The following is a 22,249-nucleotide window of genomic DNA, read 5'->3' on the forward strand; positions in this document are numbered from 1 at the left end:
TTTTGTATATCTTATAAAATCTGTGAAAATTATTTTTTTGCAGCACTTGCATCTGGCGCTCCAGCAGGAGCTTCAGCAACTTTTACTCCTGTTTGCACATTCATAATACCGTCAACAACAATTTTTTCACCGACTTTAAGTCCTGATTTTACGACTACTTTATCGCCTAGTTTTATACCTAACTCCACTTTACGTTGTTCCGCTTTACTGCTATCGCCAACTACGTATACATTAAATACACCTAATTGATCTTGAATAGCTTTATATGGAATAATCACTTCTTCTGTAGCAGAATTCGTTTTAACGTTTAACGAAAGATTCATGCCTGCTCTCAAAATATTGCTTGCATTGTCAAAATTAGCACGTACTTTAATTGTTCCTGTCTGTGGGTCTACAGCGCGGTCAATCGTTGTGATTCGACCAGAAGAAGCGTATTCAGTACCATCTGGCAATACAGCATTGATCTGAGCTGCAGAACCTGATTTTTGTAAATTGACAAATTGCGGAATATCACGCTCGCTTACTTGAATTTCTACTGCAACTGGGTTGACAGATGATAGCGTATTTAGACGCGTAGTACCAGGATTGACCAAAGCTCCAAGACGTACTTCCGATATACCGACAATACCCGCAAAAGGAGCACGGATGGTCGAACGATTTAAATTTGTTTGAGCTGTCGTTACCGCGGCTTGAGCGCCCAAAATTTGGGCTTTTTGATTGGCCACATCTGTTTTCGCGTAGTCCAATGTTTGTTTCGCGATCGCATCTTTGTCTGCTAATGCTTGGTAGCGGTTTAAATCTGTTTGTACACGATCCAAATTGGATTGCGCAATTCTCAGATTGGCTCTCGCCTGATCTAAAGCTGCGGTATAGCGTGTGCCATCTATTTCATATAGTTTTTGACCTTTGGAGACAGACGCTCCATCAGTGACAAATATTTTTGTTACATAACCAGAAACTTCAGCAAATAATTCGGCTTCATTCAAAGGTTTTACAGTAGCTGGATAAGTTTGGTTGCCCGTAACGATCTCTTCAGTGGCTGTAGCAAGTGATACAGGTACAACACGCTCTGCTTGCTGCGCAGCATGTTGTTTCTGCGCATCTTTATTGCCACATGACTGCCAAATTAGCGTAGTTCCAATAAAAAAAGCGGCTAATAAATGTTTTTTATTCATGATATTCTTGGTTTCTAAATGTTGTTTATTTTGTATCTACAGTTCCTAAAGCTTTTTGAACATCTAACTTGCTGGAAAGAAGTGCATAAAGCGCATTTAAATAATTCAATTGACTCGTCTTGAGATCAGTCTCCGCTGTCATTAAGTCCAAATAAGTTTTGATCCCTTCGTCATATTGCAATTTAATGGTGTCGTATACTTCTTTAGATAGATCGACATTATCTTTTGACGTTTTCCAGTCAATTAAATTAGCATTGTAGGATGCTGTAGCAAGCGCATATTCCGTATTGATTTGGTTTTTCAAATCCTCCATGCTTAAATCAATTCTACTCTCGCGAAGTTTTGATTGATAGATCTGATGTTTTCTCTTAAATCCTTGAAAGATTGGGATCGAGACCGATAAACCCGCCACAGAACTTGGGAAATTGTCTTTATATAGATCTTTAAATTTGTTGTCTCTATAATTGAAAGCATAATTGTAAAATGCACTTACATTTGGTAAGTAAGTCCATTTATAATATTGAGTTTCCAATTCCTGCATTTTTTTAGACGTTTGCAATTGTTGGAATTCGATTCTGTTGGTCACGCTTGCGGATGAAGTCGTGTCAATCAAAATCTGGTTTTCCATATCGGCATTCTCAAAAGATAAAGTAATGTCAGCTTGGTGATCCACGGCTAACAAATTTTTTAAATAATCGTATTTGTAGCGGCGCAGTTCAATGGTACGTTTCTCGTCAGCATTGGCATTGCTTAATGCAATCTGTGCTCTCTTGAAATCGGTTTTATCAACCATCCCCACTTCGTACCGTACTTTGGCATCGTTATATTGCTTTTGAAGTCGAGTAATATTTTCACGTACGATTTTGATCTGCTCTTCACTCGTCAAGATATCATAATACGCTTTACTCACTTCAACGACCGTATTGATCTTTTGATTTTCTGTATTTTGTTTATTGGATTGACGGATGAGTGTCGCTGCTTTTGAAGCTTGCATCAATGCAGGATTCAAAATCTGTTGATCAGCCTGCAGGGTCAGGGCACTCGCATTTTTTTGTCCTAGCGCAATGTTTTGACCACCTATAAAAGAAGTTGGTACCTTTACATTGTAGTTATAAGAACCATTCGCATTGACCTGAGGCAACCAGCCAGATAAGGCAATGTCAATATCTTTTTCGCCAATTTCTTCATCAATTGCAGCCTGCTTAAGACTAATCTTATTATTAAGGGCATAGTCAATAAGTTGCTGCAAATTTGCTCTAGCAGGTAATGCCTCATTGCCTGTTTGTTGGGCATAACTAACATTCCATACGGTCGTTAGGGCTGCCAAAGAGAAGGCTATTTGTCTAAACTTCATATAATTATTTATTTTTAACTCCATCCCAAATGATTTCTACAACATCCGAGATACTTTCATTTGATTTTAATTTATTGTGCTTTACTCCTTTAATTGCTGATACAGCAGTTCCAAAGAATATACAAGCGAGTACTTCAACATTGGTGTTTTTAAGTTCACCTATTTTAATACCTTCTGTTAAAAATTTGAGGATACTGCTCTGACCACTAATCGATTCGTTCGTTTCGTAACTGTTCACTTTATAATATGGAGAAGAGTAAAATTGTTCAAAAAAACTAAACATTTCTACGTTTTCTCGATAAAATTTGACAAACCCCTTCCATATGTGAAAAAAAGTTTCCTTATACGTTAATTCCTCCTGGATGGACTCAAAAATTGATTCATGGAGTGCGTCTCCGCAATATTGAAACAAGCTGACGATCAAATCATCTTTTGAAGGAAAGTAATGGTATATGGTGCCGATTGCGACATCAGCATCTTGAGCGATTTTACTCATTGCTGTGCCATGAAAACCATGATCTTTGATCAACCTTAAGGTGGTCTCAAATATGGAAATCACTTTTGAATTATTTTTTGTGTATTGAACGTTCATTCGGTTCCAAATGTAGAAATTTTAATTAGATCTATCTGTCAAAATAATGTAATGAAAAGATGAATTTTATTCATTATAGCCATCTCCATCGCGATGCAGGAAATGTTAACGTAAATTTAACATCAGTTAGTTTGCTAATCATTTTGTATGATCTATATTTGCACATCATAATTTAGGTTTATAATTGGTTAGTAAAGGTTTTCATTCTCCCCGTTTGAAAACCTTTCTTTTTTATTTTTAGCCATAAAAAAAGCCTAGTTTATAAAAACTAAGCTTCTTTATAGATATTTAACGTACTTACTTACAATTTTTCAAATCTTCTTGTACTTCTTCAAGACTGAATATTTTATCTTGTTTTGCAAAATTAGTGGTTATGTAAGTCAAAACATAAGCAATATCAATATCTGTTAACGTTTCGTTTGCAGGCATAATCGTATTAAAGGTTTTTCCTGCAACAGTTATTTCTTCCTGTAAACCATTTCTGACGATACAGGATAGACGTTCCCTATTTTTCGTTAAAAAATCAACATCCGTTAAGGGGGGATATAAAAGCCCTAGACCTTCACCCTTATCCCCATGACAATTTTTACAGTGATTGATATATATTTTTTGTCCATTCACAGCATATTGTGCAGTTTTAATGTCCTCACCAGATTGACAGCCGCTCATGGCACTAAAAATATAGATGGAAACTAGTACACCTAAACTATATATTTTGGTCATTTTACTTTTCTTGTAATAGGATCGCAAGCTCTTTTTGTAATTTGGCCACTTGCTCGTCATTTGTTCCATCATATGCACCACGGATACGTTTTTGTTTATCGATTAAGACCAGATAGCCTTGATGATCGTAACCTCCTGGAGCATTTTTGTCTTCAGCAGTATAAACGAGATACTGATTAGCGATTCCATAGATGTCCGCCTTTGAGCCTGTCACAAAATTCCAATGATCGTTGCTAACGCCCAATTTATGAGCATATTCTTTTAATACATGAGGTTGGTCATATTTAAAATCAATGCTATGGGAGAGGAAATAAACTTGATCACTATCTTTATATTGCTCATAGACCTTCAACAGATTTCTATTCATGGTAGGGCAGATACTTGGACAGTGTGTGAAAAAGAAATTCGCGATATATACTTTATTATCGTAATTCTTGTCCGTGATATAAGTACTATCTTGATTTAAAAATTTAAACGCGGGTATGGTATGATAAAGCGTATCCGTAATGGTTTTACCATCAACAATTTTTTCAACAGGTTCACGTTGACCATAGATCGGAAGAGTAGCTGTATTGGATTGGCAGCTAGAAATTCCCAATGCCGCAAGTGCTAAGAAGAATGAAGCACGAATATGAAATGATTTGATCATACTAATACTTGTTTAAGATTTCTTGTTTTTCTTTTGATACACGATCAAATACAGCTTTCATATCTTTAACTTTAGTTAATTCGCGATTGGCGTAATCTACTGTGGTAGAATCTGCACTGTACCCTTTCATCCAGTCCATCATGTGATCTGTAGCTTCTTCAAGATTCTTTTTTAACTGGGTTAACTCTTGACGAGTTTGAGTTGTATCAAGCGCCGGCTTAGCTGTTTTGATTGCTTTAAGATGCGTTAAGATAGAGTCGATCGTAACAGCATCTTTGTCAAATACGCTTACTTGTGGCATGATCTCATCATGAATTTTCATGGTTTCTTCTTGCGTTTTAGCTAAATCATTTTGGTTATTGGTGTTTGAGCTATTGTTACATGAAGTAATAGCAAAAGCTGATGCAATTAAGAAAGCTAATTTTTTCATATCGAAATATTTTGTCTGTTATAGACAAAGATACCAAATAGATCAGGAAGATAATAGCTAATTATACCCTTGTGTATGTAAAATTCAAGTCACGAATGTAGATTTCATTCTTGGCTATGGCACATATTTCATTTTGATCGTTGACAATTTCGACAGAAAACGTTTTGATCATCCTTCCTCTACTTTTTAAGGTATCCATACAAGCATTGAAATCAGAATCATCGATTTTGATCGAAAATTTAAGATTGGTCAAGCCAGGCTTTTTATATTCAATAGATGCTGATTTGAGCCAAGCTACAGTTTTTTTAAAGCCATGAGCCTGCAGTCGCTGGTCGATTAGTATGGCATAAAAGGGATCGACTGCTGAAAATATCGTTCCACCAAATATGGTATTGTTAGTGTTTTTATTAAAAATACTTTTGATGATTTTAACGTCGACACCTTGAAAATCAGGATAAATTCGTTGAACCCATATCCGCTGGAATAAAAAAGGAGGGTAGATTCTCAATAACCATTTTAGAGATTTCGGACTATACAACATCGTGCAAAGGTAATACAATAAATTAAAAATCGTTTGCTATTTAACTTGTAAAAATGCTTGTACAATGATACTTTTATAAAAAATTGAATTATGACTAACCAATCAAATTCGCACACAAACAGGAATGTTTGGATCATTGTTCTTGTGGCATCGTTGGGGTATTTTGTGGATATCTACGATCTGATTATTTTTTCGATTGTACGGGTCAAATCATTTGAAGAAATAGGTGTATCACCCCAAGATATGCGAGCCGAAGGTGAGTTTGTATTGAATATGCAGATGGGGGGCTTATTGATTGGTGGTGTGATATGGGGAATTATAGGGGATAAGTTTGGTCGACTGAAAGTCTTATTTGGTTCTATTTTATTATATTCCTTGGCCAATATCTATAATGGTTTTGTTCAGGATGTGATGACATACGGTATTATTCGTTTTGTTGCGGGTATCGGATTGGCAGGTGAATTAGGTGCCGGAATTACATTGGTCAGTGAAAGTATGCACAAGTCAAAACGTGGTTACGGAACTATGTTGGTGGCAACAGTAGGTGTACTGGGTGCGGTACTCGGATATTTCATATCTGAACAGTTTGATTGGCGTACGGCCTATTTTGTCGGTGGTGGGATGGGGCTGCTGCTCTTACTAATGCGCGTAGGAGCGCTGGAATCTGGTTTGTTTAAAACAGCAGAAAGTAAGACGGTCGCTAAAGGCAAATTCAGTATGCTTTTTACGGATAAACACAGATTTAAGAGATATCTATACTGCTTATGTATTGGATTGCCCATTTGGTTTGTCGTAGGTGTATTAGTCACCCAAGCTCCGGAGATCGGAAAAGCGCTGCACGCTCCCGCAACATTGAGCGCTGGAAAAGGGGTATTGTTTACTTATCTTGGTATTTCGTTGGGTGATCTGCTGGCCGGTTTATTGGCGCAAGTATTAAAATCTCGAAAAAAAGTGGTATTAATATGTCAAATGGTGATTTTGATCAGTGCATCCTGGTATCTGCTAAGTGATGGTTTATCGGAAACCAGATTTGTCTGGTTATGCTTTTTTATGGGGCTGGGGATTGGATATTGGGCTACTTTTGTAACGATCTCCGCAGAACAGTTCGGTACCAATTTGAGAGCCACAGTTGCGACCACTGCACCTAATTTTGTCCGTGGCGCGCTGATCCCTTCGACCATGTTGTATGGGATTCTTGTGAATCACTGGGGGATCATCATTGCGGCTTTTGTCATGATCTTTTTTCTTTCAGGAATCGCCATCTATGCGCTAACACAACTGGAAGAAAGTTTTGATAAAGATCTAAACTATCTGGAAGAGTAGTATAGATTAACGCTTTGGACATTTACTGCATCGATTACCTTTTTTATATTTCTTACAACATTTTTTAAAACATGCACATGAAAAAGGAGAGAATGGACTTGATGCTTTTGTATCTGCACAAAAATCCATTTTCTCCTTTGAAAGCGTATCTTGAAATCCTAATCCTTGCAATTCTAAAGTATCCATAGCGCAAAGATACATATTATTTATAAGCAGTCTAAATAAAAAAGTGTTAAATTACATTTTTTTAAGTAAGTTGTCGATGACTTTAGGGTACTGCTGATGCTCCAGTTGCTGTCCTTTGAACTTAATCACCTCTAAGGTGTCTTGCGGTTCTACTTTAAATCGCCCTTGATAAATGACTTCCCCTTCATCAAAATGCTCATTAGCAAAATGAATGGTTATACCATGCTCTGTTTCCTTGTTTGCCAATACAGCTTTATGGACATGATCGCCATACATACCTTTTCCACCGTATTTAGGTAATAGCGCTGGATGTATATTGATGATCTTATTGGGAAAAGCTTGTAATAAATGGGGTGGAACTAACCAAAGGAATCCTGCAAGTACAATTAAGTCGATGTTTAAATTTTTTAGCATTTTAACAATTTCGTCCGATTTGAAAAACTCTTCACGGTCAAATACATGTACAGGTATTTCAAAATTGTCAGCTCTCTGGATGACATAAGCATCGGCATTATTACTCAATACAATAGCGATCTCGGCATCTTCAGAATATTTAAAATACTCCATTATTTTTTGGGCGTTGGAACCAGAACCTGAAGCAAATATGGCAATACGTTTTTTCACAGTTTAATTGTGTTAAGTGACGTTCTAAAAAAATTTAATCAATCAAACTTACGTTATTTTTTGTAAATAAACTAACATAATGGTGTCATGTGTACAATTTGTCTCGTATATTTAACCTGATTCAATAGCATTTTATTTTTTGATCTCATGAGGACATTTACATTTCTATTCATTACATTTTTAGTATTATCAGCACAGCATGCCAGCGCTCAGGCACCGCATCAGATACCTAATTTTTTCCTGCAGGAGTTATATACAGGAAAGGATTTTAAACCTGCAGATCTACCCAAAGATGGTCTTATTGTGTTTAATTATTATGATACTGGATGCAGTCATTGTCAAAAAATGGGAGCAGGGATCGCAGAGCAGATGAGCACTTTTAAGCGTATTAAATTTTACTTCGTCGCCATGAATGACCGTGAATATGTCGATGGATTTATCAATATGTTTGCTAAGAAGTTGAAACCAGAGTCCAAAGTATCTTTTATTAGGGATCCCGACGGGCAATTTATCTCTTTGTTCAACCCCACACAGACCCCTTCACTTTATATCTATGACGCCAAAACAAAAAAATTATTGAAACATTTAGATGGTGTAGATGATGTTAAAGTGTTGCAAGTCGCTTTGCAACAGCTAGCCAGATAGTTTTGCTTGTCTTCTAGTTGTAATTTTTAAAAACAGGAGTCTTTTTTTGATACAACTAATTATAATTATTTGCTATTTTTGCGACATCAAATCAAGATATGAGCGACTCAATTAAACACGAGTGCGGTATAGCACTTATTCGACTGTTAAAGCCCCTTTCTTATTACCAGGAAAAATACGGTACGCCTTACTACGGCATAAACAAATTGTACTTATTGATGGAAAAACAGCACAACCGTGGCCAAGATGGCGCGGGTATTGCAACCATTAAATTCGATGTCAAGCCAGGAAATCGATACATTTCTCGTTACAGAGCGATGGGATCCAGTGCTGTAGCTGATATCTTCGAATATGTACAAAAGAAGTTTGCTTCGGTGCAAAAGGCTTATCCAGAGGAATCTAAGGATACGCAATGGTTAAAAGATAATGTTAGTTTTACCGGAGAGGTATTGCTAGGCCACTTGCGTTATGGTACTCATGGAAAAAATAGCATTGAAAGCTGTCATCCTTTTTTAAGACAAAATAACTGGATGTCTCGCAATTTGGTTGTTGCTGGAAACTTTAATATGACAAATGTTGACGAGTTATTGCAACAATTGTATGAATTGGGTCAGCATCCCAAAGAAAAAGCAGATACAGTCACTGTGCTAGAAAAAATCGGACATTTCTTAGATGATGAAAACCAAGACTTATTCGATAAGTTTAAGCAAGAAGGGTATTCAAATATTGAAATCAGTTCGCTAATTGCTCAAAATTTAGATGTTCCGAAAATTTTAACTCGTTCGGCAAAAACTTGGGATGGTGGCTACACGATTGCCGGTATATTTGGACATGGAGATGCATTTGTCATGCGTGATCCAGCCGGTATCCGTCCAGCTTTTTATTATAAAGATGATGAGGTACTTGTCGTTGCTTCGGAAAGACCGGTTATTCAGACAGCATTTAATATCTCAATAGATAAAGTTCAGGAAATTAAACCTGGTCATGCCTTAATCGCCAAGAAAGATGGTACCGTGACCGAGGAAATGTTTAGAGAGCCTGTTGAACAAAAATCATGTTCTTTCGAACGTATTTATTTCTCTAGAGGTTCTGATGCAGATATTTACAAAGAACGTAAGCAACTGGGACGTCTTTTGTGTCCACAGGTGCTAAGCGCAATTGACAATAATATTAAGAATACCGTATTTTCTTTCATCCCTAATACAGCTGAAGTTTCCTACTATGGTTTGATGGATGGTATCAATACTTACGTAAGAGATTTTCAAAAAGATGCACTACTCAATAGAGCGGATAAAATTGAAGATGGCGAATTGGAAGATATTTTAAGCATTCACCCTCGTTTTGAGAAACTGAATGTCAAGGATGCCAAACTGCGCACTTTCATTACACAAGATGCCGATCGTACAGATATGGTACAGCATGTGTATGATACGACCTATGGTATTGTGAAAGATCATGAAGATACTATCGTAGCGATTGATGATTCCATTGTAAGAGGAACAACCTTAAAACAAAGTATCTTAACGATTTTAGATCGTTTGAATCCTAAAAAGATTGTTATCGTATCTTCGGCGCCGCAGATCCGTTATCCAGATTGTTATGGTATCGATATGTCTAGAATGGGCGAGTTTGTCGCATTTGAGGCTGCAGTTTCTTTATTAAGAAAACGTGGATTGGCACATATAATTGATGAAGTCTATCAGAAATGTTTGGTTTCCATAACAGCTGATATTGATGATATAGACAATTACGTTAAAGAAATTTACGAACCTTTTACTGATGAAGAGATTTCAAATGAGATCGCAAGAATCATTACACCTCATCACTTAAAAGCAGAAGTAAAAGTCATTTTCCAGACATTGGACAACTTGCATATTGCATGTCCTGATCATAAAGGAGATTGGTATTTCTCAGGTAATTACCCAACACCAGGAGGTAATAAAGTTGTTAATAAGGCTTTCATGAACTGGGTAGAAGGTAAAAATGTAAGAGCTTACTTCAGTAGTTAATAAGCTTTGTCCATAAAAACAAGAAAGGCTGATATCCTAGGATATCAGCCTTTCTTGTTTTTATATAGATCTTTTTTACATACGTTTTAAAATAAAGAAGAATCCAGCTGCAGTACAGGCTAGTACTGCTGAGGTAGCCCACCAAAGGGTTGTGAAGCCAAAAGAGCCCACGATATTGGTTCCTAAGAGCGGCGAAAAAATATTTGCAGCAGAGAAAGCCAATGAATTGAATCCCATGTAAGCACCCTGCGTTTTGGGTGTTGATCGATTGATAGTGGCTGTCGCCATAAAAGGCAAGGTCAGCATTTCACCAATGCCAAATACAAAGAATGTAACATAAAGCATGAATAACCCAGCATGTATATTGAACATGGCATAAGAAATGGAACAAAAAAGTGTCCCGATAACTAACGTTTTGGTAATCGTTAATTTGTGTTCTGCAATATGTACGATAAACATCTCCAATAATACGATAATCAAACCGCTCCATCCCATCAAAAATCCGATCTCATGTTCATTGAGGTGATGGACTTCACGATAGAAGATAGGAAGGGTTGATATCAGTTGGAAAAAGCATAACGAAAATATACAGCACAGGATATTAAAGATAATAAAGGGCCCATCTTGATAAGGGTTTCGTTCTTTTTTATTGTGTGATGTAGTCGTGATCGGTGCAGCCCTCAAAGCCTTTAGGTTGTTTTTTTCTTTCTTATAAAAGAAGAGAAAAAATACAATAGCCGCCGCCGCTGCTGCCATGGCATTTCCATAGAATATCCAATCAAAAGATATACCTGCCAAAAAACCTCCTACAGCAGGACCGATCGAAAAGCCAAGGTTAACGGCCAATCGATTTAAAGAGAACGCTCGCGTTATATTTTCGGGTTTAGCATAACTGGCTACAGAAACTGAGTTGGCAGGCCTAAACGCATCAAAGACGGCACTCAATACAAAAATCATGATGCCTAAGGACTCTACAGTTTTAAAATAGGGTGTGATCAGAAACAAAGGAGCTGCTAAGGTTAAACTGAACAGTTGGACTTTGAAGCTACCAAATCGATCTGTGAGCCACCCGCCCACATAAGAGCCACACACAGATCCAAAACCGAAACACATCAGCACAAGACCCACTTGTTTGATATTAAAATGAAGAGCTTGGGTCATATAGATCCCTAAAAATGGGATCACCATACTTCCCATTCTATTGATCAACATCACGATGGCGAGCAGCCATGCGGAGCGGGATAGTCCTTTAAAGGATCCGATGTATATAGATAAAAGTTTTTTCAAGTGAATATGTAAAAAGCCAAAAGAATACATCGTATCCCTTTGGCTAGTTTAAAAAAATAGTTATGCTACACCAATTGTGATGCTGCTATCGTATCATTGACTTCATACGTGGAAGCGATGAGGTTCTTTTTGCCCGTCGAAGGTTCAAAAATAATATCGATTCGTCCCAAGTTGATACCTGCAAAGCCAACCTGATTGACCGCTGTTTTTGTTCCCTTTAAGTTGGTTACAAAAGTAGGTTCTTTCAAGAAGGTATGCGTATGCCCACCAATGATCACATCAATATCGCTTGTTTGAGCTGCTAGCACCAGATCCGATACCTTATCACTCTCATACTGGTAGCCCAAGTGCGATAAACAGATAACCAGATCACATTTATGCTTTTCCTTAAGCTCTTTGACCACCCGATTGGCAACGGCTATCGGATCGAGGTATTTCATCCCTTTGAAGTTATTGGGATCGACCAGCCCTTCAATATCTACACCAAGACCAAATACACCTATTTTGACACCTGCTTTCTTAAATAACGTATAATCTTGAGTTTTTCCTTCCAAAACAGTACCCGTAAAGTCATAGTTTGCCGTTAAGAAAGGAAATTTAGCATGGTCCAGATATTTGACCAGTCCATTTAAACCATTATCAAATTCATGATTACCAAAAGTACCCGCATCATACCCTAATTTAGTCATGAGGTCAAGTTCTAATTTTCCACCAAATAAGTTGAAATAGGGGGTACCTTGAAACATATCGCCAGCATCCAGCAATAAGACGTGAGCTTCCTCAGCTCTGACTTTTTTGATAAGTGTGCTTCTGCGTGCAACTCCTGCTAGACCCTGATATCTTCCGCCATCCATTGGAAACGGTTCTATTCTACTATGCACATCATTGGTATGTAGAATGGTCAATTTTATTTTTTTAGAACCTGCAAGCGAGGTCAGTGGCAAACCACCCAAGGTGGCAACAGCGGAAAAACCAGCTGCTGTTTTCAGAAAGCTTCTTCTATTTAATGACTTTAACTCTTCCATCTAATTGCATATTAATTTTTTGACCTTTTTTAGTAAAGCTAGCGATATATTCCATTAGACTTTCTCTCACTTTTTGTGGGTAGTCTGTTCTTTTAAGTGCATGGGTAAATAAATCTAAATTGTCACCTCCATTGGCTAAATAATCATAAGTAGCGACTTTATAGATTTTATGAAGATCCAGATCTTTTCCTTGCACCTGAATATTTACTGGCTTTTTGTCCTGTATGGATAACGTTATACCGGTGACCGGCTGTCCACCAGTTGCAGCAATGAAATTGGCCAGTTGCTGAATCTGTTCTCCATTGAGTTCCATTACGGTCAATTGATTTTCAAAAGGCATGACCTCAAATACACTTTCAATGGTAATATCTCCAGCCTTTATTTCGTTACGAATGCCTCCTTTAGTAGCAAATGCGATGTCTGCTTGATTGTTAACTTTTGCACTAGCCACTAGTAATGCTTGAGTAAAGAAATTTCCCATTAAAGTTTCAGGAGCTTTTTCTTTTGTCAATGCAACTTCGGAAAATCCAATGATGCGATTCATCTCTGCCTGCATCTGCTTTTTGTAGGGCGTATAAATCGCTACGATCGTGCCATCATCAACGGTGTTTTTATTGATTTCATATTGTTTGAAGTCCTTTTGGATAGGACTTAATTTTTTGCTGCAAGATGTGCTCAGTAGGATAGCTAAAAACCCGAGGGCTACATATTGAAGTTGATGTAAAGTTCGTTTCATCATGTAATAAGTGTTTTCGGTACAAATGTAGATAATAAAAGCCTAACATTTTGTTAAGCTTTTATTATGAGTATGCAAAAGAAGGCGTTTTTTTAATTGGCAACTTCTGTTTTTTTAATATCTTTTCTGATCACTGCATCTCTTTGATTTCTCAATCGTATCGATTTTCTACGATCTGCAATTGTCGTTTTCGTGATTTTTGCGACCATCTTATTGTTCTTATATAACTTCCAGTTCATCAACAGAACGGAAACCAATATGATCACCAAACCTATGACCTGTGTCGAAGTGACCGCATGACTACTGAAAAAGTAACTTAGTACTAATGCAACAATAGGATTGACATATGCATAGGTACTCACTTCGGTCGCAGGTCTTACCGATAGCAACCAGATGTAAGAACTAAATGCCAAGATCGATCCAAACACAATTAAGTACGATATATTGAACCAATCGATAGGAGTGACCTGTTGAAAGCTGAAACGGGCAAATTCACCGTTTAAGCTAGCTACAACTGTAAATAGCACCCCTGCTGTAATCATCTGCCATGCCGTCTTTACGGAAACATGTAGATCCTCTTGTTCTTCTTTTTGGCTTTTCTTTTGGTATTTAGAGTATAAAGAACCTGCCGTCCAAGCGATCGAACCGAGCACCATAATCACTAAGGCAATCACGGTTATTTCTTTATTGGCTGATGATTTGCTGGCAATGATCTGCTCTACAAAGAGTAAAATAACACCGCAAAAACCTAAGATCAAACCCGCAATGGTCGATTTGCTGCTAAAATTTTCTTTCCATTTTGGTTTATCCAAAATAACAAACCAAATTGCAGCCGCTGCCGCAATAATTGCCGCTACACCACCCGAGACGTATTGCTCAGCCCAAATAAGGCCACCCATATCAATAAACAAAAGTAAAAATCCAACAACAATAGAATCGCGGATCGCTCTTTTGTTGAATATTTTATAACCTTTCAATACACAATACCCCATCAACAATATGCTTGCTGTAATAAACCTAAATGAGCCTAAAATGAATGGTGGGAAACTGTGAAGCGCCTTTTCAATAAAGAAAAAAGTTGACCCCCATACAATATACACCACAGCATATGCGAGTATGACCATTAAAGGGCTTGCTTGTTGTACTTTATTATTTAACATCTCTAAATTCCTTTCCTAAATTATTCCGGTATAACTAACTGTTGTTCTTCTTTTACTGTTTGTAAGACAATGGTGGTACGCGTTGAAATGATTCCTTCAATTTTACCCAATGTATTACGCATCAGATCCACTAAAGCAGTAGAATCAGCTGTTCTAACTTTGATAAGGTAACCATCGTCTCCAGCGATATCGTGGACTTCCTGCACTTCAGGTATCTCGGCTAGAAGAATCCCAACTTTCTGCTCTCCAATGATATCGTTTGCTTTGATAAATATAAACGATAATAGTTTTTGATCGATTGCCGCTGGATTTATTTTAGCATTATATTGTAAGATTACATTTTTCTGCTCTAATTTTTTAACACGCTCTAAAATTGCAGAAGGAGCCATACTGAGCTCTCTTGCAATATCGGCGTTGTTGATACGTGCATTGTCCTGCATTAAACGCAAGATTTTGTAATCTACATGATCTAAATTATATTCTACTTTTGTCATATCGAGTGCAAAGGTAAGTATATTTCGAATTATATTCAAATAATTTGATAAAAATCAGAATATAATTCTATTTAAGATCTTTTCTATTGGTTTGTAAATAGCCTATTTTGGTAGCTGGAGGACTAACTTAATATTGTAACATGTTGTTTTTTAGTCGATTACGTTTGATTTGAATTATCTTTGGCAATTGTGCTATCTCATCGAACATTATTCGCCAAAGGTTTCCATGGAATATTTTTCCCGTAATATCTTAATCATATAACTCGTACTCAGGGTGACGAGCAAGCCTACCACACAACCGATAGTGACACAGGCAAAGCGATCGAGGGCCGCAATGTACGATTTTAACTGATGCTCATGAACCACAACAATAATCATAGCCACCATCGCTGTACGTGCTACACTTAAGATATTAAAGAGTCTGCAGATCGCGACAGATGTAATCACCCCCAAAAGCATGGACCACATCTGAGGAAGATTGGTAAAGTAAAAAAGTATACCCGTGGCTGAACCTATAAAATTGGACTTTGTTCTATCAAAAGCAATCTTAGTGGCTTCGGTATCATCTGGAGATATAACTAATACAATGGAAATTAAGGTCCATATGGCCGAATATTCAGGAAAGCTGATATACAAGAAGTAGCCAATAGAAAAACCAATCAAAATACGGATCAAATAGATGATGAAGTCGGAGTGTAGGCTATATCGCATCAGTGTTTTACGCATCTTAATATGTTTTTTTGCAAAAGTACATCTTATTTGTAGAATCAAAAATCATTATGGTTGCGTTTTTATGCGTGTTTCATATTGTTTTTTCATTTTCTTGCAAGATCAATTCTTTTGATTACTTAAAATAGTTAGCTTTGTTTATATAAATTATACCAACTGTGAAGGAAAATATTTCTTTAGATCAATTATCGCAATCTTTGACAGGAGACTTGTACTATGATGATTCTGCATATCACCATACGATCCGCATTGCCTATTCTACGGATGCGTCCGTCTATCAGGAATTGCCACTAGCTGTCGCGATACCGAAAAATACCGAAGACATTAAAATTTTACTCCAGTTTGCTTCTGCAAACGGCATCACGATTATTCCAAGGACAGCAGGCACCTCTTTGGCTGGTCAGGTTGTTGGAAATGGTATTGTTATGGATATCTCCAAACACTTTAACAAGATCCTTGAACTTAATGTCGCAGAACGGTGGGTGAGGGTTCAGCCTGGCGTGATTCGTGATGATCTTAATCATTATCTCAAACCGTTTGGTTTCATGTTTGGTCCAGAGACTTCAACAGCAAGTAGAGCGATGATTGGTGGTATGATTGGCAATAATTCTTCAGGGTTACATTCTATCGTATGGGGCGATACGAGACAAAATTTAGTATCTGCAGACGTGATATTGGACGATCAGTCGGAGGTCGTATTTGAAGCTTTGGATGAAGCTTCTTATTTCAAGAAATTAATTCAGAAGGATAGGGAAGGATCAATCTATCGTAGACTGAATGCCTTATTGACGGAAGAAGAAAATATACAGGCGATAACACAAGGATATCCGAAACGCTCGATCACAAGACGCAATACCGGATATGCATTGGATATGCTATCTGATAAAACGGTACCATTTAATATGTGCAGATTGCTCGCCGGTTCGGAAGGTACACTCGCTATAGTCACGGAAGCTAAACTGCAATTATTGCCATTACCGCCTAAAGAATTAGGTCTTCTTTGTATTCACTTTGAAGATATGATCGCGTGTATGAAAGGAAATGTGATCGCTTTGTCACATCATCCCGAAGCTTCGGAACTTGTCGATAAGTACATCATGGATTTTACGGTTGGGCATCCAACGTATCAATATAATCGCTTTTTTATTGAAGGTGATCCCAAAGCTCTACTTATTGTCGAGTTTAGAGGAGATACTCCAGAAGAAGTGGAAGCTAAGGCGATGGCATTAAAAGCGGAGTTGATGGAAAAGCAATTGGGTTATGCATATCCCTACATCACCGGAGATCAAACTAATTTGGTTTGGGATGTCCGTAAAGCTGGATTGGGCTTGATCCGTAACCTTCCTGGAGATAGTCAGCCCGTCAATTTAATTGAAGATTGTGCCGTTTCTCCCGAAGACTTACCTGCATATGTGGCCGATATTCAAGATTTATTGATTGCAGAAGGAGTCCATGCCTCTTATTATGCCCATGCCGGAGCGGGGGAGCTCCATATTGAACCTTTTGTCAATCTAAAAACAGAGGAAGGTATCAAAACTTTTCGTTCCATTTTAGAGAAAACAACAGATCTAGTTCTCAAATACAATGGTTCTTTAAGTGGTGAGCATGGTGACGGTCGATTGAGGGGCGAATTTATTGAGAAAGTTTTAGGAAAAAAAGTGTACAGCCTGATCGAGGAAGTGAAGGAGATTTTTGATCCTAAAGGGGTATTCAATGCTCATAAAATCGTGAATACGCCACCAATGGATACCTATCTTCGCTACGATAATAATAAGAATACAACACAGATTAAGACTTATTTTGATTTTTCAAAAGAGGAGAGTATCCTGCGTCTGGCAGAAAAATGTTCTGGCTCTGGGGACTGCCGAAAGACAGAGATCACGGGAGGAACGATGTGTCCTTCTTTTATGGCCACACGTGATGAAAAAGATACGACACGTGCACGTGCCAATATGCTGCGTCAGTTTTTGACAAACTCAACCAAAGACAATCGTTTTGACCATGAAGAATTAAAAGAAGTCATGGACTTGTGCCTATCTTGTAAAGGCTGTAAAACCGAATGCCCTTCTAGTGTTGATGTCGCTAAGATGAAAGCTGAATTTTTGCAGCACTATTACGATGAACATGGTGTTCCTTTTCGAGCGAGAGTGATTGCAAATTTTACAGAGTCACAGAAATTAGGATCACTGGTAGCGCCATTATACAACTTTGTTGTCAAAAATGACTTTTTAGCGGGCCTTGTAAAAAAAAACCATTGGTTTTGCCCCGAAGAGATCACTACCGTTGGTCGCTGGTACTACATTGTCACAATGGGTGAAAAAGCAACCTGAGCATACCCATTTAAAACGAAAGGTGTATTTATTTGCTGATGAATTTACCGAATACAACGATGCAGAAATTGGTATGACCGCTTACAAATTGCTTACCGCATTGGGGTATGAAGTGATCATCCCGAAGCATATTCAAAGCGGCAGGACATATCTTTCAAAAGGATTGGTCAAAGAAGCAAAAAAGATAGCGAATAAAAATATTAATTTTTTGAAAGATCTGATTACTGAAGAGACCCCTTTATTAGGAATAGAACCTTCGGGTATTATTACCTTTAGAGATGAATATCTTGCTTTGGTTGAACCTGAATTATACGAAGATGCGGCAAGACTTGCAAAAAATGCACTGATGTTTGATGAGTTCTTATTAAAAGAGATTCAGGCTGGACGTATTCATAAAGAGCAGTTCAGTGCTGAGAATAAGATCATCAAGCTTCATGGTCATTGCTATCAAAAGGCATTTCATTTGGTTGAAACAACCGAAAAGGTCTTGTCATTTCCCATGAATTATAAAGTTGAGGTCATCCCTTCTGGCTGTTGCGGTATGGCGGGTTCATTTGGATACGAAAAAGAACATTATGAAATCTCGATGAAAGTTGCAGAATTGGTCCTACTGCCTACCATACGCAGTACCGATACGAATACCTGGATTGCGGCAGCTGGTACATCTTGTCGGCACCAGATAAAAGATGGAGTAGGGCGCCATTCTTATCATCCTGTGGAAATTTTGTATGATGCTTTAATTAAGTAAAAAACAAACCTGCTATTTTATATGTTTATCAGTAAAAATCGCTAATTTTAGTAAACGATTTTTACTGATAAACATAATTACTGAAAACGATGAGAAAAATAAATCAAATTGCTGTTCTGTCTGCGTTAGCATTTGCAACAGCATGTGGTAACACGAATCAAAATCAACAGGGAGGTGATCAATCAAAAAAGAATAATACTCCGATAGTAGATCTTACTATAGATGGTCCTGTGACCAATAATAAGCATCTTTTCTTACGTATTGTGGATGATGTAAAAACGGACTCCAGCCGTATTTACACTGCTCGAAGTGTTTTTAAGGGTGATACTGTTGGATTCAAGGTCGAAGTCGTTAATTTGATCCCTGCGGGAATTATAAATGATCAGCCCAGTGATGATGTAGGATTCACAAAAGGAAAAATTAAAATTTCTTCAATAGGTGCAGAAAGTGACAATTTTATTAAAGCTTTGGGTACGATCTATGAAATACCTGCCTCAGGCTCGTTTTCAAACACCACATTAGTACCCACTGTATTCTCTTCCAATAAAGTAAATGTTGATCTTGATAAAACAGCGACGTATAGTTTTAAACTCTTTTTAGATCAAAAATCAGGAGAGCCGGCGGAGATGTTTTTTAATGTTGATACGTACAAGAAATCAGTAGAGTTTCAGGAAAAAGATCCTAAATTCCGCGCTCCATTTATTGCAGCTTTGCAGGGTAAATAGCGTAAGTTAAAAAAAAGAGGCTTTCTAATTTAGAAAGCCTCTTTTTGTTTTTTAGAAATCAAATTTAATACGCGCCCTAATACCTGACTTAGGAGCACCTGGATGATTTAGATAATTTAATCTTCGAACATAATCAACACGCAATATTTTAAAAATATTGGATAATCCTGCACTTGCTTCCATGTAAGGTTCAGTTCCAAAAGTATACGATGACTGCTCATTGTTTGCATTCTTTTGGAAGTCAAATACCTGATCCGAATGATCTGGATTGTTCTCATCCCGCAACCCCCCGTAAACTGCTTTGAAACTAAACACTTCACGAAGTTTCAATTTTTTAATCACTGGAATTTTATTCAATAAGAATCCATTCATATAATATTGAACATTTGCAGACACATGATGATCACTCACAAATTCCAAAAAGTTCATTAAGTTGTAAGAGTTCAACTGATAAGCATACGTCTGGTTGGCGCGATGTATGGTTAAGAATGGAAAAGGAATTCCCTTTCCAACAATATAAGTACCTGCTACGTCTACATCTGCATAACCAAATTGACTTAAATAAAATCTTTTGAAAGCACCAACGTTAAAGTTGTGGTAACTGTATTCCCCTTTAAACACATCTTTAAGTCCCGCTGTATAATTGAAATTGAATATCGGGTACTTATTGAAAATAGGCGTACGGTATAACTTGCCTTGATAAAACTGTTCATGAGGAGCATAGCGCACGTTTAACGATAACTCTGTTGAGTTGATCTCGTTGAATACTTTTGTCTGTCCATCTTGATCAATGATCTGATATCTTAATGTTCCTGCTGGTGATTGTTTTGTTGCGTTGAAGCCTAATCCAACACTTAAACGATTTTCAAATTCTTTTCTATAATCGATACGATATACATCATTATAGATATAGTTTTCATTATCGCCTCTTTTAAAGGATAGCAAAAAGTTGTCCTCTTGAATAAATTCTAAGGCTTGCCCCGGAATCTTTGTATCCCGCTGGAAAGAAGCTCTGATATAATGTTGAGGAAAAGAATAGACAGATTTATTGTTGAATGCATAAGTGCCACTTAGAAAGTATTTCCATTTCTCATCTTTAAAACCATAGGCTGCATACGATTCGGCATAAAATCTTTTACTGAAAGATTCTGTTGTTCGGCCACCGACACGCAGTCTAAATCCCTCAACCGGATTGAAACTATAGAATGTATTCACAGGTCCTATCTCAACAGGTCCAGCTTGTTTGTATCCTGAAAAAACTAAAGCTGCAATATCCATAAAGGTTTTGAAAGAAGGAATCTGTTGCAGGGTGTCGATATTGTGATAGATATTGAGCTCATTTTTAGTCAAAGGTATCTGGCGTTGCGCATCAAATAATTTGCGTGTACCCTTTCCGTCGGATATATTATAGGCAATTACCGTTTCTGGACCGCTATAAATACTATCGGGCTGTGCGATTCCTGTTTTGTAATTTTTATAATTCACCGTCCGATTACCGCGTATACCTGTTCCTTTATCTGTTAAGGAAAAGTCAATGCCCAATGTACTTTGGCTCAAATAAAATCTTTTGCTTTCATCTTGATCAAACTTAAGCTCAATATTCATATCTCGAACAAAGTTTAGGTTGATATCATCTGCGACAGTCATATTAGCTCCTTGCACAGCATAATTGCCATCTAAGGTGATATACAGTTGTCCTTTGAACAGCATATCAGCTTTATTCCTAGGGAAAAAACTAAGCTCGACTAACCAAGGCTGTTGCGTTTTGATCGTATCCGTGATAAAAAACTTATAGAAGGTCGGCGAGGAATTGGCAATAGGACTTAAAAATTGATTAGTCACCAGCGTGATATTGTTATCGTAAATATCAACTGATTCGTATAATTTATTGAAATAAGCACTAAGACCATCATTGTCTATAAATTTGGGGTCAAACTGCGCGCGCTGTTCACCAACTATATATTGTTTTGTCTTTTTGGGATCTTTACGAAAGTAAACTTTTGATAGTTTCTCTTCCATGAAGGCTGGCAATAAGTATTTATTCGCTGTTTTTGCAGAATCATCCAGTTCAAAAAGGAACTGATAATTTTTAAATATTTTTTTATTTACAAATTTTTCAGATAAGTTGCTGAGACCTAAAGAAATTTTTTCATATTGATCATACTGTGCAAACTCTTGTCCTGTCAATCTATTTTTGTTTTTATTTTCGATTACCTTGCGGATAAGGGCGACAGCAGGATTTTCCTTATTTGTATATTTTCTCTTTTTTGCTCTGACAACGACCTCATCAAGCGTATTGTCTTGCGCTTCCATCAATATTTCAATCTGCTGCGTCTCGTCGTTTGTCACAAATACATCTTTATAGTCGTAACCAATGCTCGATACACGGATTTTTGTGTAACTCATTGGGAATTTTAAAGTAAAGCGACCAGATTCTTGAGTAGACATCGCACTACCTGGCGAAGAGGGAGCTCCAACAACCGCTACTGTTGCATAAGCTATAGGTTCTTTCGTTTTACTATCCTTGACAATACCCTGTACAGTTTTAAGCTGCCCTAATGCAACAGTTATACTCAGAAACATAACTGTAACAAGTAAAAATAGTATTTTTGTAATTGCGCTGGTACTCCGTTGGTATTCCATAATTTTACATTAATGATATCACAAATTATGAATACGTGTTATGACACAATCTTAATTTCTGACTTTTTAACTTAAATGTTCTAATAAGTTGTATGCAAAAGAAATAAAAAATTAAGAATTA

Annotated in this window: 21 protein-coding genes; 6 read left to right on the plus strand and 15 right to left on the minus strand. The window is 37.3% G+C overall.

Annotated elements, in window-relative coordinates:
* Positions 1 to 29: 29 nt before the first annotated feature.
* From MUB18_RS12240 to MUB18_RS12270, 7 genes are all read right to left on the minus strand, one after another.
* A complete protein-coding gene (locus MUB18_RS12240; protein WP_248753278.1) occupies positions 30 to 1,175 on the minus strand; it encodes an efflux RND transporter periplasmic adaptor subunit in 1,146 nt (381 codons plus the stop codon).
* Positions 1,176 to 1,200: 25 nt separating this feature from the next.
* Positions 1,201 to 2,529 (minus strand): TolC family protein, encoded by a 1,329-nt coding sequence (locus tag MUB18_RS12245; protein ID WP_084405238.1) that lies wholly within the window; start codon positions 2,527 to 2,529, stop codon positions 1,201 to 1,203.
* Between the two features lie 4 nt (positions 2,530 to 2,533).
* Complete coding sequence (locus MUB18_RS12250; protein WP_045752154.1) at positions 2,534 to 3,121, minus strand: TetR/AcrR family transcriptional regulator; 588 nt, start codon at positions 3,119 to 3,121, stop codon at positions 2,534 to 2,536.
* Positions 3,122 to 3,418: 297 nt separating this feature from the next.
* On the minus strand, positions 3,419 to 3,844 hold the full coding sequence (locus tag MUB18_RS12255) for a c-type cytochrome (protein WP_045752155.1): 426 nt from the start codon (positions 3,842 to 3,844) through the stop codon (positions 3,419 to 3,421).
* A gap of 1 nt (position 3,845) precedes the next feature.
* A complete protein-coding gene (locus MUB18_RS12260; protein WP_248753279.1) occupies positions 3,846 to 4,493 on the minus strand; it encodes an SCO family protein in 648 nt (215 codons plus the stop codon).
* Between the two features lies 1 nt (position 4,494).
* The gene (locus tag MUB18_RS12265; protein ID WP_045755817.1) at positions 4,495 to 4,923 is read right to left on the minus strand and encodes a hypothetical protein; all 429 of its coding nucleotides are present in this window, start codon (positions 4,921 to 4,923) and stop codon (positions 4,495 to 4,497) included.
* A 61-nt stretch (positions 4,924 to 4,984) separates the two neighbouring features.
* Positions 4,985 to 5,464, minus strand: a complete 480-nt coding sequence (locus tag MUB18_RS12270; protein WP_045755818.1) for a DUF4442 domain-containing protein — start codon at positions 5,462 to 5,464, stop codon at positions 4,985 to 4,987.
* 90 nt (positions 5,465 to 5,554) lie between these two features.
* Between MUB18_RS12270 and MUB18_RS12275 the strand changes: the two genes are divergently transcribed.
* The gene (locus MUB18_RS12275) at positions 5,555 to 6,787 is read left to right on the plus strand and encodes an MFS transporter (RefSeq protein ID WP_248753280.1); all 1,233 of its coding nucleotides are present in this window, start codon (positions 5,555 to 5,557) and stop codon (positions 6,785 to 6,787) included.
* A gap of 237 nt (positions 6,788 to 7,024) precedes the next feature.
* Here MUB18_RS12275 and purN read toward each other — a convergent pair whose 3' ends face one another.
* Positions 7,025 to 7,597 carry a phosphoribosylglycinamide formyltransferase gene (purN, locus tag MUB18_RS12280; protein WP_248753281.1) on the minus strand — a complete coding sequence of 191 codons (573 nt, stop codon included), beginning with the start codon at positions 7,595 to 7,597 and terminating at the stop codon, positions 7,025 to 7,027.
* A 147-nt stretch (positions 7,598 to 7,744) separates the two neighbouring features.
* Between purN and MUB18_RS12285 the strand changes: the two genes are divergently transcribed.
* Together MUB18_RS12285 and MUB18_RS12290 are read left to right on the plus strand one after the other, a co-directional pair.
* Positions 7,745 to 8,242: a TlpA family protein disulfide reductase gene (locus MUB18_RS12285; RefSeq protein WP_248753282.1), complete on the plus strand. Its 498-nt coding sequence runs from the start codon at positions 7,745 to 7,747 to the stop codon at positions 8,240 to 8,242.
* Positions 8,243 to 8,340: 98 nt separating this feature from the next.
* Positions 8,341 to 10,251, plus strand: a complete 1,911-nt coding sequence (locus MUB18_RS12290) for a class II glutamine amidotransferase (protein WP_248753283.1) — start codon at positions 8,341 to 8,343, stop codon at positions 10,249 to 10,251.
* A 75-nt stretch (positions 10,252 to 10,326) separates the two neighbouring features.
* Here the strand turns inward: MUB18_RS12290 and MUB18_RS12295 are convergent, their stop codons facing one another.
* The 6 genes from MUB18_RS12295 to MUB18_RS12320 form a co-directional block, all read right to left on the minus strand.
* Positions 10,327 to 11,538: an MFS transporter gene (locus MUB18_RS12295; RefSeq protein ID WP_094773401.1), complete on the minus strand. Its 1,212-nt coding sequence runs from the start codon at positions 11,536 to 11,538 to the stop codon at positions 10,327 to 10,329.
* A gap of 65 nt (positions 11,539 to 11,603) precedes the next feature.
* On the minus strand, positions 11,604 to 12,563 hold the full coding sequence (locus MUB18_RS12300) for a metallophosphoesterase (protein WP_045755824.1): 960 nt from the start codon (positions 12,561 to 12,563) through the stop codon (positions 11,604 to 11,606).
* Positions 12,538 to 13,302: a 5'-nucleotidase C-terminal domain-containing protein gene (locus MUB18_RS12305; protein ID WP_248753284.1), complete on the minus strand. Its 765-nt coding sequence runs from the start codon at positions 13,300 to 13,302 to the stop codon at positions 12,538 to 12,540. The genes MUB18_RS12300 and MUB18_RS12305 overlap by 26 nt, the downstream gene beginning before the upstream one ends.
* An 89-nt stretch (positions 13,303 to 13,391) precedes the next feature.
* Positions 13,392 to 14,459: an EamA family transporter gene (locus MUB18_RS12310; RefSeq protein ID WP_248753285.1), complete on the minus strand. Its 1,068-nt coding sequence runs from the start codon at positions 14,457 to 14,459 to the stop codon at positions 13,392 to 13,394.
* 20 nt (positions 14,460 to 14,479) lie between these two features.
* Complete coding sequence (locus MUB18_RS12315) at positions 14,480 to 14,953, minus strand: Lrp/AsnC family transcriptional regulator (protein WP_045755826.1); 474 nt, start codon at positions 14,951 to 14,953, stop codon at positions 14,480 to 14,482.
* 207 nt (positions 14,954 to 15,160) lie between these two features.
* Entirely contained in the window at positions 15,161 to 15,679 is a 519-nt protein-coding gene (locus tag MUB18_RS12320; RefSeq protein ID WP_045755827.1) for an FUSC family protein, read from the minus strand.
* Between the two features lie 161 nt (positions 15,680 to 15,840).
* Between MUB18_RS12320 and MUB18_RS12325 the strand changes: the two genes are divergently transcribed.
* The 3 genes from MUB18_RS12325 (at position 15,841) to MUB18_RS12330 (ending at position 19,485) form a co-directional block, all read left to right on the plus strand.
* On the plus strand, positions 15,841 to 18,012 hold the full coding sequence (locus MUB18_RS12325; protein ID WP_317233162.1) for an FAD-binding and (Fe-S)-binding domain-containing protein: 2,172 nt from the start codon (positions 15,841 to 15,843) through the stop codon (positions 18,010 to 18,012).
* A complete protein-coding gene (locus MUB18_RS21915) occupies positions 17,996 to 18,760 on the plus strand; it encodes a hypothetical protein (protein WP_317233163.1) in 765 nt (254 codons plus the stop codon). The genes MUB18_RS12325 and MUB18_RS21915 overlap by 17 nt, the downstream gene beginning before the upstream one ends.
* Before the next feature lie 89 nt (positions 18,761 to 18,849).
* Complete coding sequence (locus MUB18_RS12330) at positions 18,850 to 19,485, plus strand: hypothetical protein (RefSeq protein ID WP_045755829.1); 636 nt, start codon at positions 18,850 to 18,852, stop codon at positions 19,483 to 19,485.
* Positions 19,486 to 19,536: 51 nt separating this feature from the next.
* Here MUB18_RS12330 and MUB18_RS12335 read toward each other — a convergent pair whose 3' ends face one another.
* Positions 19,537 to 22,128 carry a DUF5686 and carboxypeptidase-like regulatory domain-containing protein gene (locus MUB18_RS12335; RefSeq protein WP_094773335.1) on the minus strand — a complete coding sequence of 864 codons (2,592 nt, stop codon included), beginning with the start codon at positions 22,126 to 22,128 and terminating at the stop codon, positions 19,537 to 19,539.
* Positions 22,129 to 22,249 lie beyond the last annotated feature (121 nt).

Source organism: Sphingobacterium sp. PCS056 (assembly GCF_023273895.1).
GTDB lineage: Bacteria > Bacteroidota > Bacteroidia > Sphingobacteriales > Sphingobacteriaceae > Sphingobacterium.